The 18,155-nt window shown below is 61.5% G+C and carries 15 protein-coding genes; 4 read left to right on the top strand and 11 right to left on the bottom strand.

What is annotated here, in order from left to right; translation table 11 throughout:
• Positions 1 to 2 precede the first annotated feature (2 nt).
• From larB to MAIT1_RS06040, 4 genes are all read left to right on the top strand, one after another.
• A complete protein-coding gene (gene larB / locus MAIT1_RS06025; protein ID WP_085441400.1) occupies positions 3 to 794 on the top strand; it encodes a nickel pincer cofactor biosynthesis protein LarB in 792 nt (263 codons plus the stop codon).
• 14 nt (positions 795 to 808) lie between these two features.
• Positions 809 to 1,240, top strand: a complete 432-nt coding sequence (locus MAIT1_RS06030; protein ID WP_085441401.1) for a BLUF domain-containing protein — start codon at positions 809 to 811, stop codon at positions 1,238 to 1,240.
• A 217-nt stretch (positions 1,241 to 1,457) separates the two neighbouring features.
• Positions 1,458 to 2,501, top strand: coding sequence for an IS110 family RNA-guided transposase (locus MAIT1_RS06035; RefSeq protein ID WP_085441402.1), 1,044 nt, complete (start codon positions 1,458 to 1,460; stop codon positions 2,499 to 2,501).
• A gap of 1,088 nt (positions 2,502 to 3,589) precedes the next feature.
• On the top strand, positions 3,590 to 6,253 hold the full coding sequence (locus MAIT1_RS06040; protein ID WP_085441403.1) for a HAMP domain-containing methyl-accepting chemotaxis protein: 2,664 nt from the start codon (positions 3,590 to 3,592) through the stop codon (positions 6,251 to 6,253).
• A 230-nt stretch (positions 6,254 to 6,483) separates the two neighbouring features.
• Here the strand turns inward: MAIT1_RS06040 and ispG are convergent, their stop codons facing one another.
• From ispG to MAIT1_RS06095, 11 genes are all read right to left on the bottom strand, one after another.
• On the bottom strand, positions 6,484 to 7,590 hold the full coding sequence (gene ispG / locus MAIT1_RS06045) for a flavodoxin-dependent (E)-4-hydroxy-3-methylbut-2-enyl-diphosphate synthase (RefSeq protein WP_085441404.1): 1,107 nt from the start codon (positions 7,588 to 7,590) through the stop codon (positions 6,484 to 6,486).
• Between the two features lie 301 nt (positions 7,591 to 7,891).
• A complete protein-coding gene (gene der, locus MAIT1_RS06050; RefSeq protein ID WP_085441405.1) occupies positions 7,892 to 9,499 on the bottom strand; it encodes a ribosome biogenesis GTPase Der in 1,608 nt (535 codons plus the stop codon).
• Between the two features lie 271 nt (positions 9,500 to 9,770).
• Positions 9,771 to 10,970, bottom strand: a complete 1,200-nt coding sequence (gene bamB, locus MAIT1_RS06055) for an outer membrane protein assembly factor BamB (protein WP_158089336.1) — start codon at positions 10,968 to 10,970, stop codon at positions 9,771 to 9,773.
• A gap of 43 nt (positions 10,971 to 11,013) precedes the next feature.
• Positions 11,014 to 11,712, bottom strand: coding sequence for a tetratricopeptide repeat protein (locus MAIT1_RS06060; protein ID WP_085441407.1), 699 nt, complete (start codon positions 11,710 to 11,712; stop codon positions 11,014 to 11,016).
• A gap of 117 nt (positions 11,713 to 11,829) precedes the next feature.
• Entirely contained in the window at positions 11,830 to 12,837 is a 1,008-nt protein-coding gene (locus MAIT1_RS06065) for a DegT/DnrJ/EryC1/StrS family aminotransferase (RefSeq protein ID WP_085441408.1), read from the bottom strand.
• A 544-nt stretch (positions 12,838 to 13,381) separates the two neighbouring features.
• Positions 13,382 to 14,773: a CBS domain-containing protein gene (locus tag MAIT1_RS06070; RefSeq protein WP_085441409.1), complete on the bottom strand. Its 1,392-nt coding sequence runs from the start codon at positions 14,771 to 14,773 to the stop codon at positions 13,382 to 13,384.
• Positions 14,774 to 14,986: 213 nt separating this feature from the next.
• The gene (locus MAIT1_RS06075; protein ID WP_085441410.1) at positions 14,987 to 15,349 is read right to left on the bottom strand and encodes a response regulator; all 363 of its coding nucleotides are present in this window, start codon (positions 15,347 to 15,349) and stop codon (positions 14,987 to 14,989) included.
• A gap of 223 nt (positions 15,350 to 15,572) precedes the next feature.
• Positions 15,573 to 16,034: a chemotaxis protein CheX gene (locus MAIT1_RS06080; protein WP_085441411.1), complete on the bottom strand. Its 462-nt coding sequence runs from the start codon at positions 16,032 to 16,034 to the stop codon at positions 15,573 to 15,575.
• 75 nt (positions 16,035 to 16,109) lie between these two features.
• A complete protein-coding gene (locus MAIT1_RS06085) occupies positions 16,110 to 16,484 on the bottom strand; it encodes a response regulator (RefSeq protein ID WP_085441412.1) in 375 nt (124 codons plus the stop codon).
• Between the two features lie 14 nt (positions 16,485 to 16,498).
• Positions 16,499 to 17,503, bottom strand: a complete 1,005-nt coding sequence (locus MAIT1_RS06090) for a CheR family methyltransferase (RefSeq protein WP_085441413.1) — start codon at positions 17,501 to 17,503, stop codon at positions 16,499 to 16,501.
• A 47-nt stretch (positions 17,504 to 17,550) separates the two neighbouring features.
• On the bottom strand, positions 17,551 to 18,155 hold a 605-nt coding region (locus tag MAIT1_RS06095; protein WP_143814681.1), incomplete at its 5' end, for a CheB methylesterase domain-containing protein.

Genomic DNA, 18,155 nt, shown 5'->3' on the forward strand with positions numbered 1-18,155 from the left:
ATGTGAATTCCGAAACATTGCGTCAACTGCTGGAGGCGGTGGCGGCGGGCCACAGTGATGTCGACGCCGCCATGGCGCGGCTCAAGGGCTTTCCCGCCGATCCGGTGGCCCACGGCGCCGACGGCGTGGTGGCGCGCATCGACACCCAGCGCGAACTGCGTCACGGCTTTCCCGAGGTGATTCTGGCCGAGGGCAAGCGTGATGACCATCTGCAGGCGATCCTCACCCGCGCGCTGCCCCACGACCGCGACCTGCTGGTCACCCGCGTGGCTCCCGAGCGCGCGGCTGCTCTGCTGGAACTGTTTCCCCAACTGCACCATAACGCCACCGCCCGCTGTCTCTATAGAGAGACCCCCAGCGACATCGAGCCGATTGGACTGGTGGCGGTGCTGTGCGCCGGCACCAGCGATGCGGCGGTGGCCGAAGAGGCCGCGCTGACCGCGCGCATGTTGGGCGCGCGGGTGCAGACCCACTACGACGCCGGAGTGGCGGGACTGCATCGACTGTTGGCCGCTCATGAGTTGCTGCAGACCGCCCATGTGTTCGTGGTGGCGGCGGGCATGGAGGGGGCGCTGCCGTCAGTGGTGGGGGGACTGGTGGATAAGCCGGTCATCGCCGTGCCCACCTCGGTGGGGTATGGGGCCAGCTTTGGCGGTCTCTCGGCGCTGCTGGGCATGCTCAACAGTTGCAGCGCCAACGTCACCGTGCAGAATATCGACAACGGATTCGGCGCCGGATATGTGGCCGGATTGATCAACCGCCTGGCCGCCTCTACTCCGCCTGCTGTGGATTGATCAGGAGTCTCGTCATGACCCATGAGCCGCTCTACGCCCTGCTCTACATCAGCAAGCCGCGCATCCAAGAGGGTGATCTGACGGCGATTCTGGAGACTGCCCAGCGCTTTAACGCCACCCACGACATCACCGGCGCGCTGTTGCACAATGACAATCTGTTCATGCAGTGTCTGGAAGGTCCCAAACAGACCGTGGTGACCCTCTACGACGCCATTAAACGTGACTCGCGCCATAAGGATGTCCGCACCATCTGGATCGATGAGATCCCGCAGCGCCGCTTTGGCCGTTGGTCCATGGGCGCGATTCCCCTCTCCAGCCTGTCGGTGGGGTTGAGCGATCGCTATGCGCTCAACACCTATTCCCACTTGGCGCAACTCTCCGCCGTCGATGCGCAAAACCTGCTCGATGCGTTGGTCCCCTTCGTCCAAGAGAGCTTTGCGGTATAGTCACCGCAATTCAGAATTGCACAGGCTCCTCAATGTTTGTGTGACACAGGTAAAGCTTGCGCTGACTATTGGCCTCCGGCTGGCCGGAGGCGGGATTCTTAAGGGTCTGTGACCCTTAAGCGGGTGTAATGGAATGGTCCGCTCCGCTACCCAAACGGCCTCGCAATGGGCCAAGATGGTGGTGTGTTTTTCCATCTAAACGGAGTCGGAGCGGACCATGAGCAATCATATCGAAAACGGACAGGTACGGGTACTGGGTATTGATCTGGGCAAGAGCGTGTTTCAGTTGCATGGCGTGGATGCGCGCGGCAAAAGCGTTCTCAAGAAGCGACTGAAACGAGACGAGCTCCTGGAGTACATGGCGCAACTGCCGCCGTGCCTGGTGGGGATGGAAGCCAGTAGCGGCGCCCACCATTGGGCGCGGAAATTTCAGGGATATGGGCATGATGTGCGTTTGATGGCGCCGCAATATGTGAAGCCCTACGTGAAGCGGCACAAGAACGACAGCGTGGACGCTGAGGCGATATGTGAAGCGGTACAGCGTCCGAATATGCGTTTTGTGGGGATCAAAAGCGTTGCCCAGCAAGAGATATTGTCGCTGCATCGGATACGCAGTCTGGCGGTGAAGAACCGCACGGCGTTGGTGAACCAGATTCGCGGACTGCTTGCCGAGTATGGGATTGTCTTTCCCAAGAGCATCAAACAGGCGCGGCGGGCGATTGTGCTGATTTTGAGTGATGAGAGCTCGGAAATGAGCGCCAATTTTCGCGTAATTCTGGAGGATGAGCGCGATGAGCTGGCGCATTTGGATGAGCGCATCGGCAAATATGAGCGTGAGATTGAGGCGCTGGCCAAGGCGGAGCCGCAGTGTCGATTGCTGATGACGATCCCGGGAGTGGGACCGATCACGGCGACGGCGCTGTTGGCGTCGGTGGGGGATGTGCGGGCGTTTAAGAATGGCCGGGAGCTGTCGGCATGGATAGGGTTGGTTCCGAATCAGCACTCCACAGGGGGCAAGGCGTGGCTGACGGGGATCAGCAAACGGGGAAATGGTTATCTTCGCACCCTGTTGATCCATGGGGCGCGGGCGGCGTTGCGCGTGTGTGAAAACAAGCCGGATCGCCGCAGCCAGTGGGCAGTGTCGGTGTCGGAACGTCGCGGCGCAAATAGAGCAGTGGTGGCGCTGGCCAACCGCATGGCGCGCAGCGCGTGGGCGATGCTGGTGAAGCAGGAGGCCTATGGGGCCAGCGCCGCTGTGTAGAGAGAGCGCAATACAACTCTAAAAGAAAAACAGGCCGATAAGGAAAGAGAAAGAGATCCCACCAGCCAGGTTGCGAGAGAGAGTCGAGATTGATGGCGTGAAACGGCATAGCCCTGCGTGGTCAAGAACCTGTTTCGCCCAAGGGCCCATAGAGGCCGAGGGTGTGTTGAGGAGGGCCACGCGCAAATTCCATCAGGGCCAGAGGGCGACAAGCCCCTCATCAACAGGCCGGATACATGGGCGCGACTAAGCCTCACACATCAGTGGACATTTTCTCTTGCCGTGGCGGAGCGGACCATACATGGGCGATGCTGGTGAAGCAGGAGGCCTATGGGGCCAGCGCCGCTGTGTAGAGAGAGCGCAATACAACTCTAAAAGAAAAACAGGCCGATAAGGAAAGAGAAAGAGATCCCACCAGCCAGGTTGCGAGAGAGAGTCGAGATTGATGGCGTGAAACGGCATAGCCCTGCGTGGTCAAGAACCTGTTTCGCCCAAGGGCCCATAGAGGCCGAGGGTGTGTTGAGGAGGGCCACGCGCGAATTCCATCAGGGCCAGAGGGCGACAAGCCCCTCATCAACAGGCCGGATACATGGGCGCGACTAAGCCTCACACATCAGTGGACATTTTCTCTTGCCGTGGCGGAGCGGACCATACATGGGCGGAGCCCACGATTTGGCAGGAATGCCAAATCGGACTCGCGCAGCGAGCCCGAAGGGTGAGGACCAGGGATGGTCCGAATCACGGTGTAGCTGTTGATCTTGGGAGCTCGAGGGCGGAGCCCTCGATATCTTCTCGCTTCAAATGTCTAATTCTCTTCTGCGGCGACTATATAACGCTCTCTGTTACGCCCAGCTCCATTTCCCCGGCATAACCCTGGTAAATCGTCTTTGCGAAGAAGATTCCACTCCCCGCTCACACCGTTTTCACGAACCTTCTGTAATACAGCATAACCTTTGGCGCGTTGCATAATGCGCCAAGGCGTCCCGTGATCAACTGTTGCTATTCTCGCCTCCGTCGAGTTGTGCGCTTGCCTGTCCGGTAACGACGACGTCTGGCGCGCCTATCCATTACCCATCGAGCCGCCACCCATGAACATTCGCGCCCCCATCGACCCTCGTGACGCCCATTCGGTGAAGGTCCCCAACAGGGACGCCATCGCTGCGGGACCCAAACTTGCCGCTCAGAGGAGCCACGACAATGGCGCGCAGCCGCCCAAGGGCGGCGTTGAGGCGCTGCTGCCAGCGTTGCGACTGCTGAAAGTGGGGCCACGTCTGGCGCTGGGATTTGCCGTGGTGATCGTCGCGCTGATGGTGATCGCCTATGGCGGGCGCTGGGGCATGGAGCGAATCTCCCACAAGGGCGAGCAGATTCTGGTCAATAACGAGATGGTGTCGGCGGCCAACGCCATGGGCGCCAATCTGCTCAAGCAGCAGGTGATGGCGGCCAACCTGTTGGAGGCCTATGGCAACGCAACGCGGTTGCAAGCGGAGTGGACCCGCATTGAACAGGCCAAGCAGGGGTTTGAGCAGCAGAGTCGCAAGTTCCAGGAGATATTGCGCGAAGAGCATGCCGAACACCCTGATAGGGCGCTGTTCCAAGAGTTGGCGGCCCAGGTCAAGAGCGCGCAGGCGTTCTATGCCGCCAACTTCTTCCCGGTGTTGCAGCAGGTGCGCGCCAAAGCGCAGGAGGCCAGCGCCGCGCATGCCAGTCAGGTTCAGGCCGCCGCCCAGTTCGAGCAGGCGTTTGACGCCATTTTCGCCAATGCGGATCAGTTCGCGCAGTTGACTCAGGAGCGCATGGATCAGCGCATTGCCGCCGGATATACGGTCAAAGAGTTGATCGGCAAGGAGAACACCTGGGTCAATATCGCCGTGCGCATTCGTTTGAATTTCACCCTGGCGCGCCTGGCGATGAATCGCTACGCCGCCGCTGAGGATGATGCGGGGCGCACGCAGGCGCGCGCAGGGTTCGATGCGGCGATTGAGAAGACCGAATTTTGGATCAAGGCGCTGCTCGATGGCTCGTTCGACCCCAAGAACAAGGTGATGTGGGTGGATGCGCAGGATCAACGGGACCTGCTCACCGCCATCAACACCGCGCGTCAGGAGCAGTTGACGCCGTTGGCCGAAGGCATCATGGCGGCGCATCTGATTGGGCAGGAGAGCCGCCATGCGGCGCAGGTGCAACGAGCGCGTTTGTCCGAGGCCAGCCAGAGCATGGACGAGCAGCTTGGCAAAGTGGTGAGCGTGGTGGAGCAGGGCAGTGCCGCCAGCGCCCAAGAAGCCCACGCTATCTCCGATAATCTGATGCGCGCCAGCGTGGTGATCACCCTGGCCGCCCTGATTCTTTCGGTTCTGATCGCTTGGATTCTCACCCTCTCCATCACGCGTCCGTTGGGACGTTTGGGCAATCTGGCCAAAGCCATCGCCCAAGGCGACCTGACCGTGGACGCGGTGGCGCGTGGGCGTGATGAGATCACCCAGTTGACCGGCCTGCTGCGCAATATGCGCGCGCAGCTCAGAGAGGTGCTGGAGACGGTGCAGAGCGAAACCCGCAGCCTGGGACGCAGCGCCGAGACCATGCAGTCGGTCAGCCACGATTTGAGCGGCGCCTCGGCGCAGACCCTCAAGCAGGTGGATGGCATGAACGGCTCGGTGGCGGCGATGACGCGCAATCTGCAAGTCACCGACGCGGCCGTCAGTTCGGCCAACGCCCGCATGCGGAAAATCAACGACGCCTCGCATCTGGTGGCGTCGGACCTCACCACACTGGCCAGCGCCGCCGAAGAGGCCAGCATCAACCTGCGCATGGTGTCGCAGTCGGTCACCGAACTCTCCACCGGGTTGGAGTCGGTGGGACGCTCGGCCCATGACAGTCAAACCGCTCTGCAGTCCACCGCCGACGCCGTCAGCGAACTGGGCGTCTCCCTGGGACAGGTGCGCCAGCGCTGCGACAGCGCTTCAAAGCAATCCCAATTGGCTCATGAGCGCTCCGACGAATCCCTGCGCATCATGCAGGAGCTCAGTGTGGAGTCGCGCGATATCGGTCGGGTAGTGAAATTGATCAAGGAGATCGCTGATCGCACCGGCATGCTGGCGCTCAACGCCGCCATCGAATCCGCTGGCGCGGGGGAGGCGGGCAAAGGCTTCTCGGTGGTGGCCACCGAGGTCAAGGAGCTGGCCGGACAGACCAACGCCGCCACCGAGCAGATCATCGCCAGCGTCGAAAGCATTCAGAAGGGCGCAGGCCAATCAGCCACGGTCTCCAAGGAGATCAGTGAGTTGGTGACGGGCGTGCATCAACTCAACAACGAGATTCTCAATGAGGTGGGCGAACAGCATGTCACTCTGTCGGAGGTGGGCGAGTCCATGGTGGCGGTCACCGCGCAGAACAGCGATGTGACCAATACAGTGATCTCTTTGACCGAAGCGGTGGCCGAGACCAATCGCAACGCCAGCGAGATCACCACCGCCATCAGCGAAGTGAGCGCCAGCGTCTCCACCGCCGTGCTGCAGGTGGGCGATGTGACCGAGAATGTCAACGACGCCTTTGCCGACAGCTCCAACATCGCCACCGAGGTGACGGCGATTCGTGGATTGGCCAGCGAGTTGGAGAGCAATGCGCAGACCGTGCAACGCGAAGCGGTGGATATGCGCGATGTGAGCCAGCAGGTGGCCACCCAGGCCAGCGATTTGATTCAGATGAGCGCGCGCTTGAGCGAAGTGGCGGGACGCTTCAAGCTGGGGGCGTGACTCAACTCGTGAGCACATGAGGGCTTAATTTTGGACGATGAAAGATATTGAGGGCTGCGCCCTCAAACTCCCCTAAGATCAAAGGCCACACCGTGGGCGCCGCCCACACCCGCTGGGGGCGCGGCCCCCAGACCCCGCCGCCGACCAGTCGGCGGCCAATAGTCAGCGCAAGCTCGCCGAACGTCACGCAAACATTGGCTGTTCTGTGCCGTTGTGGTTGCGTGTGGCGACTACTCCTTCTCCGCCTTTTCGCGCAGGCGCGCCGCCGCCTCTTCCACACGCTGCGCCACCTGTTCCACCAGCGACTCATCCCCCGCCTTGCCATCGGTCTGGCCCAAGCGGTAGATCAGATTTTCACCTGCACCGCCCACCACGCCCACCATAGTCTCCTTGGCCTCGCCCGGACCATTCACCACGCAGCCGATAATCGACAGCGTCACCGGCTCGCGAATGTGCGCCAACCGCTTCTCCAACTGCGCCACCACGTCAATCACCGGGAACTCCTGCCGCGCGCAGGTGGGACAGGCGATGATGTTGACCCCCCGCGAGCGCAGTTGCAGCGCCTTGAGAATCTCAAACCCGACTTTGATCTCCTCCACCGGATCGGCGGAGAGGGAGACGCGCAGCGTATCGCCGATCCCCTCCACCAGCAGTAGGCCCAAGCCGATGGCCGACTTCACCGAGCCCGGCAGCAGGCCGCCCGCTTCGGTGATGCCCAGATGCAGCGGGTAGTCCACCTGTTTGGCCAACAGGCGATAAGCCTGCACGGTCATGCCCACGTCGCTGGCCTTGAGGCTGATCTTGATCTCCGGGTAATTGAGACCCTCCAGAATGCGGATGTGGTGCAGCGCCGACTCCACCATGGCCGGGGCGCACGGCTCGCGGTATTTCTCCAGCAGGTGCTTCTCCAGCGAGCCGGCGTTGACGCCGATGCGGATGGGCACATTGCGCTCCCGCGCCGCGCTCACCACCGAACGCACCCGCTCGTCGGAGCCGATGTTGCCGGGGTTGATGCGCAGGCAGTGGATGCCCCCCTCCAGCGCGGTGAGCGCCAAGCGGTGGTCGAAGTGGATATCGGCGATGAGGGGAACCGGGGACTCCGCCACCAGGGTTTTAACCGCTTGCGCTGACTCCGGGTCGGGGCAGGAGACCCGCACCATGTCCGCGCCCGCTTCGGCCAGAGCGGTGATCTGCGCCAGGGTGGCGGGGATGTCGCGGGTGTCGGTGTTGGTCATGGACTGCACGCTGATGGGGGCGTCGCCGCCGACGGCGACGGAGCCCACGTGCAATTGCCGCGTTTTGCGGCGCTCATTGACCAGGGAGATGACGTGTCCCATGGGAACCTCTCTGTGAGGAGTATCCGGGTTGGGTGATCTGAAAAAATGGAATGCTTTGAGATATTGAGGGCTGCGCCCTCAAGCTCCCCTAAGATCAAAAGCCAAACCGTGGGGCGCCGCCCCACTAATTGATGATACGGCTTCGCCTATGGCCGCTGGAGGCGCGGCCCCCAGGCCCCCGAAAATCCCGCCATAAATGTCGGGATTTTCGACCTGTCGAGAGCGGAGCAGGCGCGAACAGTCGAGTGAGTGACAAGACAACGCGCCAGCACGGAGCAAAACTAACGAGGGTCGAGGGAAATCATTTCCCTCGTGGGTCGAGGGCAGAGCCCTCGTGGGTCCAGGGCGAAGCCCTGGTGGGGTCTGGGGCGAAGCCCCAGTCTCTTATATCTCCACGCTTATTTTCTTTTTTTGTCGGAATGGCGCAGGTTGATCCTGTCGCACAGGCGGCGCGGGCGGCTTTCATGCGCTTTTTGTACGGCTTGGGACTGCGCGGATTGACCTTTTTGACCCGCTTTCCCGCTTCCGGTTCATACGGATTGGCGCCGCCGCGGAAGATCAAACGCAACGGCGCGCCATCCAGCGGATAGGCCGCGCGCAACTGATTCTCCAGATAGCGCTTGTAGGCGTCGCCGACCTTCTCCGGGCGGTTGGCGAAGATGACGAAGGTGGGCGGCGAAACCTTCACCTGGGAGCCATAGCGCATCTTCACCGGCTTGCCGCCCGCGCGCGGCGGCGGATTGCGCTCGGTGGCGCCCTCCAGCCAGCGGTTGAACTCGCCGGTGGAGATGCGCATCTTCACCGCGCGGCTGATCTTTGTCGCCAACGGCATCAGCTTGTCGACGCCAAAGCCGCTCTTGGCGCTGATCATCTGAATCGGGCAGTGGGACAGACGCGGGAATTCGATGTCGATCTCGGTGCGGAACTCTTTGAGCACATCCCTGCCGCGCGGCATCAAGTCCCATTTGTTGACCACGATGATCAATCCGCAGCCGGACTCCACCGCATGGGAGGCGATGCGCTTATCCTGATCGGTGATGCCGCGTTCGGCGTCCAGCAGCATGATGGCCACATCGGCGCGGTCCATGGCCTTGAGGGCGGCGATGGCGGCGTACTTCTCCACCCGCAGCGACACCCGCGCCTTGCGCCGGATGCCCGCCGTATCCACCAGGATGAACTCCTCGCCGCCGATGGTGATGGGCGGGGAGTCGACGGAATCGCGGGTAGCCCCGGCGATCTCCGAAACCAGCATGCGATGCTCGCCCAGCAGGCGATTGATCAGGGAGCTTTTGCCCGCGTTGGGGCAGCCGACGATGGCCAGCCGGGTGGGGGTCTTCTCCTCTTCGGCAAGACCCTCTTTGGGAAGGCCCTCTTCGTCCAGCTCCAGTTCAGGCGGGACGATGCGTCCCAGCTTCTCCTCCAGCAGATCCAGCAGATCCATCACGCCGATGCCCTGGGAGGCGGAGATGGGCGCCACCGGATCCAGGCCCAGTTCGTAGAACATCACCGCCGAGCGCTCATCCAGGCGCTTTTCGGTCTTGTTCACCGCTACGATCACCGGCTTGCCGGAGATGCGCAGCTTTTCGGCGATCTCCAGATCGTCGGCGGCGATGCCGGCGGCGCCATCCACCACGAACACCACCAGATCGGCCTCTTCCATGGCGACGATGGTCTGTTCGCGGATCAGATGCACGATGGACTCTTGCGGGTCGGCTTCATAGCCGCCGGTGTCCACCAGGCGATAGGGGTTGTCGCCGCGTTTGATCACCCCGTATTGGCGGTCGCGGGTGAGGCCTGGGGTGTTGTCCACCAGGGCGTCGCGGGTGCGCGTGAGGCGATTGAACAGGGTGGATTTGCCCACATTGGGGCGACCAACCAGGGCGATAAGGGGGGGAGGCAAAAGCGTCATTTCACGAGACTCAGCGACATTGTTAGCGCCGCAAAAAGCGAAAATGGGGAAAAGTCGGACATTTATGGCCGACAAATTTGTTGATACGCAAATCGCAAGCGATTTGCTGGGCGGGGTCTGGGACCCGCGACCCCAGCGGCCATAGGCGAAGCCGTAACATCAATTCATGGGGCGGCGCCCCACGGTGTGGCTGTTGATCTTGGGAGCTCGAGGGCGAAGCCCTCGATATCTTTCAATCATCAATTGTCTTCAGCACAGAGCATGCACAGCATCACTCAAATCGCTCCAGATCGCCATCGCGGGTGAGCAGGTAGAGCCCGCCTGCAGCGATGAGGGGATCGGCCTGATAGCTCTCGCCGCTCTTGTCCATGCCCAGCACGCGCCCGCTGGCGGGATCGACGGCGAAACGACGGCCGGAATCGTCGGCGACGATGATCTGATCCTTAAAGCGGGTGGGCGCGGTGAGCATGCCGTCGCTCAGACGGGTTTTCCACAACGGGGTTCCATCTTCGGCGGAGAGCGCGTGCAGATAGCCTTCGACGTCGGCGACGTAGAGGCGCGCGCCATCCAGCAGCGGCGTGCGCAGCGCCGACAGACGCGACTGCCACACCTGGGCGCCGTTGGGAGCGTAGATGGCCATCAAACGGCCCTGGTGGCTGACCACGTAGATGCGCAGACCGGAGACCACCGGGTCGGCGTCCACATCCTGCAGCAGATCCAACTCGGTGCGGCCGCCGATGACGGTGAGGTTGCGATCCCACACATCCTTGCCGGTTTGGGGCTCAAACGCATGCACGTCGCCGGTGGAGTAGCCCGCCAGAATGCCGTGGGAGAAGGCGGTGGGGGAGGCGGCGCCCATCATCGACAGGGGCGAGGGCGAGCCGCCGTGGAACCAGACGCGCTTGCCGGTGGCGGCGTTGAGCGCGTAGATGCGGTTATCCAGGGTTTGGAAGAAGACCAGTTCCCCCTGAACCATGGGCGCGGAACTGATCTTGGTGGAGAGGCGCTCGCGCCAAACTTCCGCGCCGGTGGCCGCATCCAGGGCGATGGCGTGACCGTCGGCGTCGCCCACGTAGACCCGCGCGCCATCGGTGGTGACGCCGCCGAAGATGGGCGTATCCAGATCCACATCCCAACTGCTGCGGCCGGTGGCGGCGTCCACCCGGGTCACGTCACCCTGGAAGCCGCTGATGAACAGCGCGCCGCCGCTCTCTTCAAAGTGGCGCGGCTGCGGCATGTACTTGTCCGGCGAGCCGACCACGCCATGGGACCAAGCCCGTTGCAGGCCCGTGGGCGCGCCCGGGGTGGGCTCCACGTAGGTGGAGATCTCCTCATCCAGGTCGTCATCGGCGCCCACCACCCACTCGGTCATGGAGTTGACGGTGCTACAGCCGCCGAGCAGCAGCGCCAGCAACGCCGCCAGCCAGAGGCGGGGTCGGAGCGCGCGCGTGGCGCATGTGGGCTGATTCATCGCAGTCTCTCCCATCAACGGCCCGGTAAAGGGCCGACTCATTCTATTCCGCCGGAACCTGTTGCGCGGAGGGCAGCGCGTTCTTCAACGCTTCGGCGCCGCCCAGGCGCTCCAGGCGCAGCGCCAGTCGATCCCGTAAACCGGCGGGGGGGCCCTTTTTCATCGCTTCGGCATAGCGCGCCAGGGCTTGCTGCGTGTCGCCGCCCTTTTGCGCGGCCAAACCCATCAGCTCCAGCGCGTGGGCGCGATAGGCGGAGGCCTCTTCGATGCGGTTGGCGTAGCCCAGGGCTTTGTTGATGTCGCTATCCACCACCGCATAGGCGGCGTTGAGCAGCGCCAGGGAGCGCAGCGCCGGGTCGCTGGCTTCATTGGCCAGGGTCTCCAACTGATGCAGCGCTTCATCGTTCTTTTTGTCGGCCATCAGCGCCGCGGCCAGTTGCAGCCGCGCCAGTTGGCCGTAACCGTCGCCAGCGTGTTCGCCGATCACCTGCAGCAGCGCGTCTTGGCCCTTGGCCGGATCCGCTTGCAGTTGCGACAGCGCCGCGCGGTAGGCGTCAGAGGCGGCGTTGGCCTGGCTCTGCCGGTAATCGCGCACGCCCACGTAGGTGATCAGCGCGCCGAAGAAGGCGACCAGTCCGCCGATCAACCAACCGCGATAGGCCAGCCACAGCTCGTGCATGCGGTCGTGATGCAGACGTTCGTCCACTTCGTCGAAAATATGTTGGTCGTCAACCTGAGCCACTCTCGGGCCTCCCGGATGGTTACTGAAAAGCTTTGCCGCTGTGCGAAGAGGAGAATCGCTCTGCGCAGGGCAATGTTTTTTTCGAACCCCGTACTCTACCCGGTTTTGCGCCGGATTTCAGCGGTTATCGTTGCGTTCGCTCCAACGATGTATGCGGTTGATCACTCGCTTACGTTCAGCGTCGTCCAAAGCGGCGTAAATCGGCAGGCGTAAACTGTGGCGCAACCATCTGTTTACGCCCGGCAGCGCCGCCTCATCGGGGGCCAACGCCCATCCTGGCGGGGCGGCGGCGTGGATCTGTGCACGGTTGAGAAACGCCAGGAAATCATCCCGTTGCGCAGTGGACTCAAAAGCGAGGGTAAAGTGACGCCAATGGCGTCCGCTGGCGGGAACAGGGGGCAGCGTGAACAGTCCCCGATGGCGCAACCTCGCATAGGCCATCGCCGTTTGCGCGCGCCGGGCGAGCAGATGCTGGACCTGAGCCCATTGGCTACGCGCCAGAGCACAGGCCAATGTGGCAGGTAATTCAGTGCGGGCGGCGCGCAAGGCGGCGGCGCGTTCAGAGTCGGCGTCCAGCAGCAGACACAGGCCGCCTCCTTGCAGCATCTGCCCGGGATCCATGCTCAGCAGCAGAATGGATGCCCTGCCCACCCCCGGCAGGGGTGTGGGGACGTCGCTGATGATCTCTATGGGGCAATCGGAGGCGCGCCAAGCGGATTCCGGCGCAGGCAGGCCATCGGTGTGTTGAATCAAGTGCGCCGTCAGCGGCGTTGCCTGCGTCGCGGAAACGGGCGCGGTGTGACCATTGGCGTCGATGTCGCTGACCACGGCGCGCAGCCAGTGGGCGCTGAGCGCTTCACGCCATGCAGGCTCCAGCAGCGCATCCACGCCGAGCTGCGCGCCATCGGGCCATTCCAACACCTGTTTGAGCGCGTCCATGGCGGCTTCGGCGTCCACAAAGGCGATGGCGTGGCGATTCCACAGGGCGCCGCAGTGGGCTTCCAATTGCGTAACGCAGTCGGCGTCGATCCACTGAGGCGCGGCGCTGACGGCGTTTATGGCGTCGGCGTCCGCGGTGGTGAGATCGGGACGAAACAGGGGGATCGAGGAGGGGGAGGAGCCCATGGCGATAAAAGGCCGGACCTATCAGGATCAACAGTGTGTGATCACAAATTTGTGTGCAAGCACGAGGTCATATAGCGAGTCAAAACCAAAACTGCTGAGAACGGCCAATGTTTGCGTAACGTAGATTGAGCTTGAGCTGACTATTGGCCGCCGACTGGTCGGCGGCGGGGTGATTCGGGCCATCCATGGCCCTCACCCTTCGGGCTCGCTGCGCGAGTCCGATTCGGCAATCCTGCCGAATCGTCTGGGGGCCGCGCCCACAGCGGCCCCAGGCGCAGCCGTATCAACAATCAAAGGGCGGAGCCCATGGTTTGGTTGTTGATCTTGGGAGCTCGAGGGCAAAGCCCTCGATATCTTTCATGACCAATACCCAAACTATCCGATTCTGATTTCAACTGACAAGACTCACAGGGGTCCAGGGGAATCATTCCCCTGGTGGGTCCAGGGCAAAGCCCTGGCGAGTTGAGGGCGGCGCCCTCATGGGGTCTGGGGCAAAGCCCCAGCCTCTTCCATCTTACACCCTATATTTCTCAGGTGTGAAAGATCACCCCTGTTTCTTACGGCGGAAGAAGCTGACCAGGCCGTGCACGGTGACGAAACCGCGCAATACGCCCTGTTTGCTCACCACCGGCAGGGCGCGCAGATTGTATTCGGAGACCAGATCCGCCGCCTGATTGACGCTGCCGTCAATGGAGATGGCGATGAGCTCCTGTTTGATGTTGAGCTTGCCGATGGGCACGGTGTAGATCGCTTTATCCCGTGCGGTGAGCGCCTTGGTGCCGAAGAACGGCCCCATCAATTGGCGCACGTCGCTCTGAGAGAGCACGCGGATCAATTTGCCTTCGCCATTGTCGATGCCGATGTAACGATAGCCGTCGCGACGCACCGCGTTGATCGCCTTGATGGCGCGATCAGTCTCCTTGAGTGAGAAGGGCAGTTCGGTCATCACCGCCTTGACGCTGCCCGGCTCATTGGGAATGGGCAGGCCGTCGCCGCTGGTGTAGACGTGGTCTGGATAGGGGCCAGGCCCGCCGGGGCCATCCTCGTCAGAGAGGAATTCGATGCCGTCTTCACTGTCGCCGAAACCGCCGCCATCGATGAACTCTACATCGGAGTCGCCGGAGCCGCCATCGAGGAACTCCAGGCCGTCGTCAATGCCGCCGCCGCCGCCAACGTCATCCAGACCACCAGAGGAGGATGCGCCGCCCACGCGCGCCGAACCCTCTCCACCCAATTCGGCCGCTGAGCCGATATCGCCGTCGGCAAAGTCGCCGCCTGCGCCGCCGCCCGCCGCATCAGCGCCTGCGCCGCCGCCAGTGGCGTCCGCCGCTTCCTCTTCTGGCGTGCCTTCCACCCGCACGCCGGTCAGTGCGTCAACCAATCCACGGGAGAAGAGCCATTTAGACTCTTCGGGATTGAAGTCGCCGACCTGGATGTCGCACGAAGCCGAAAGATAGGTTTCGTTCTGTGGCAGGAAATCGGGGTATTCGCCAAACGCCACGTGGTGGGTGGGCAAATTGAGTAGGATGTGTCCGTTTTCGATCTTCTTCTCAACGAGGTCATTGAGCGCGCCCACCACCTGGTTGGCGATCTCTTGGAAACCCTCTTGGATCTCCTCGTTGTAGTCTTTCTTTTTGACCTGCTCGCGAATGACCGATTCGCCCATCATCATCATCATGCCGGCCAGGGCGATGGAGGTGCCCAGGTCAAAGCAGATGAAGCCGTTACCGACGTTCTGGCCGTCTTCGGTCACTTTGGCGACGCTGCGGTCAAGCTCGAAGACGGTCTCCAGCTCGTCCTGGCCGCGCAGGAACTCCATGTCCGTGAGCGTACACGCCACCGTTGCGCCGGTGAGCATGTTCATATCATTGCTCAGACGATTGAAGAAGTTCAGCAGGAAGGGGCGAATCTTCTTTAGCGCCTTTTCTTCACTCATGCGCTGTTACCAACCAACTTGCTTGCGGTGAGAAGATGGCATTTGCAGGCCTTGATCACAGCGCTAACGCGCCTCAGATCTGCAAATGATCAGACAATTCTTTGACGCCATTGCGCCTCAGATCGCCTTACCAGAAAGGATGCAAGTGGGAGGCCAAAACGAAAAAACCCCCGCGACGCCGGAGCGAAGCGGGGGTTTTTTCGTCGCAAGCGATCAGAAGTATTTGCCCAGCGTCGCTTGCAGGGTATCCGGGGTGAACGGCTTTTTGATGTGGCCGTTAGCGCCGCTGGTCATCGCTTCGTTGACCTTACCTTCGCCGCCCTCGGTGGTGACCATCACGATGGGGGTGTCGGTGTCTTTTTTGCGGACCTCTTTCACCAGAGTCAAGCCGTCCATATTGGGCATGTTCCAGTCCGACAGGATCAGATCGACCTTGGCGCCGCCAGCCAGCACTTCAAGCGCTTTTTGGCCATCGCCCGCTTCCAGAATTTCGTCAATTTTAAAACCAGCCTGACGCAATCCACGAGTGACGATTTTACGCATCACGCTGGAGTCGTCGACGATCAGAACACGCATGGAGTCTCTCCCAATGACAGTTGGCGCCTCGTTGCTATGTATACATACAGGAAATCGAATCGAATTTCGAGCCGGAAAAGCAGTCCGCTTCGCATCGATTTCACTTTTTCATCAAAAAATGGATTTTGTCCGCCGTTCGCATCACGTCAGACACGCATCCAAACAACCTATTGCAACGCAACAGTTACAAAACTTCTGCCCACAATGCGGCTGTTAGCGAAAATCAGGCCGAGAGGTGGACGCAAAACCGCTCGCCCTCCAACTCAAACGCCAGTATGTGGGTTTTGTGCAGCGTTTTCCACTGTGCTTGAAACTGCTGCCCCACAATGGCGGCGGGCGAAGAGAGATCCAGGTGGCCTACAGCGGCCTTGGACTTCATCGCGCCACAGATCATATTGGCCAACTCCGCCACGCCGTCAAGCAGATCCTCATCATTGAGCTCTTCGGCTGGCAGGCCGACGATGCGCGAACACAATTCGGCGGCGATACGCTTGTTGCAGGAGATGCCCACCATGGCGCTCACATCGCCGCCCACGTGGATCATGCCGCCCACTTCATCATCCAGGATCAGGGAGTTCACCACCTTCTCCCCAGCCGCAATCGCCTCGCACCAGGCCATGGTGCCCATCACTTCATTCACCGCGCCGCGCAGGGCGTTGATCAACTTATCGGTCGTCTCGCTCATGGCTTGATAGTCCGGTTGGTGTGGATGGGAGTCGACGCTGTGCGTTCTGCTGCGACGTCGGCCAGAGTCATTCGATTACATGCCCATGCCCATGGCTTCCATGATGCGGGCGGCCATATCTTCCTGAGAGAACGGTTTGGTCATGTAGTGACACGCGCCCGCCTGAATGGCGCGGATAATATAGTCCTTCTCGCCTTCGGTGGTCACCATCATCACCGGAATGTGTTGCCAACGGGCATCCTTCTTCACCGCTTGCAGCACTTCCAGTCCATTCATGCCCGGCATGTTCCAGTCGAGCAGAATCAAGCCCACTTCGTCGGCGCGTTCTTCCAACAATTCCAACGCCGCCATGCCATGCTCAGCTTCCAGCACTTCATAGCCCATCATGGCGCCGACGCCGCTGATGACGCGACGAATGGTGCGAGAGTCATCCACTGTCAACAGTTTCATGTCTTAGCTCGCCGTCATTTGTTGTTAAGAGGGCGCGGGCGCAACAACGGCTTGTTGCGCAGTCCAGGACGTAGGGTGGCGGGTTTGTTCTCCGCCGCGTCCGTCGAGGCGGTCGGAGCGCTCGCCGCGCGCGCCCCAGCAGGCGCAGGCGCCGCCGCTCTCGGCGCAGCGGCGACTGCGCCGCCGCCGCCGGACGGTTTGTACATGGCGGCGCCGCCGTACATCACCTGCTCAAACGCTTTGGTGTAGCCGCGCGGCGACTCCGATGCGCCGATCGCCAGCAAGCCGTCTTTTTGCAATGCGCGGTTGATCTTGCCATAGATCTCGCCTTTGAGTTCGTCGGTAAAATAGATCAACACGTTGCGGCACAAGACCAAATCAAACGTACCCAATGGCGCGTATGAATCCTTGAGATTGAAAAGTTTGAACTCGACCAGCGAGCGAATCTCCTGGCTCACTTCGTAAGCCATGCCGTTTTTGACAAAGTAGCGCTCCAGAAACTCCTTCTTCATGCCGCGGGAGATGGCCAATTGGCTGTAGCGGCCCGCCTTGGCGATGAACACGGAGCTGGGGGAGATATCGGTGCCGACAATGGAGAATTTGTCCAACGGCGGGGCCGAGGCGCCCATCTTCAAGCGCCCTTCGTTGATCAGCATCGCCACCGAATAGGCTTCCTGCCCGGTGGAGCTGGCCGCCGACCAGATGCGGATCTTGGGTCGGGTCTTGGCTTTGCGCAGCAGATCGGGGATCACATAGTCGGACAGGGCGTTGAAGAACGAGGCGTCGCGAAACCACAACGTCTCGTTGGTGGTCATGGCGTCGATCACCTTGGAGCGCAAGGCGCCGGTATCGGCCAGCAGTTTCTTATGCAGTTCGGCAAATGTTTCACAGCCGTTCTGCACCAGCAGCACCGTTAGCCGGTTCTCCACCAGATACTCTTTGCCAGGCCCGATCGTAATACCGCTGTGATCGTGGATATATTGGCTGATGTTTTTAAACTCTTCCGGTGTGATAGCCATTCGTCACAACACTCGCGAAAGAAGCGGGAAGCGCCGCACGGCGCGGCTTACCCGCAAATCTCTTGAATCCGCTGGCCAATGCGATCCAGTGGAATCGGTTCGTCAGAAAGCCCCATCTCCTCCACGGAGCGGGGCATGCCATAGACCACGCAACTCTCTTTGTCCTGCGTAATACAGTATGTCTTGTTGGCGCGCTTGAGCGCATCGACGCCATTGGCGCCATCGCGCCCCATGCCGGTCAAAATGACCGACAAGGTCTGTCCGGGGAACGCCGCCACCACAGACATGAACAACACGTCCACAGCGGGACGGCACTCATTCACTTTGGGGCCTTCATTCAGATTGACCACCAATTGCCGCCCGTTGGCGCGCACCGTCATGTGCTTGCCGCCCTGGGCCAGGGTGATGCTGCCGGGCTCCAGAATCATCCCCTCTTCGGCTTCGCGCACCTCAATCCCCGACGAGCGGGTCAACTGTGCGGCCAGCGAGGCGGTAAACACCGGCGGCATGTGCTGCACGATGAGGGTGGGGATGGAGAGCTTGCGCCGTTGCCAATCCACCAGCACTTGCGACAGCGCCGCCGGTCCCCCGGTGGAGGAGCCGATCAGCAGCAGATCGGGTTTTTTGGGTCGCGCGCCGCCTGCTGCGGGAC

Source organism: Magnetofaba australis IT-1 (genome assembly GCF_002109495.1).
Classification (GTDB): domain Bacteria; phylum Pseudomonadota; class Magnetococcia; order Magnetococcales; family Magnetococcaceae; genus Magnetofaba; species Magnetofaba australis.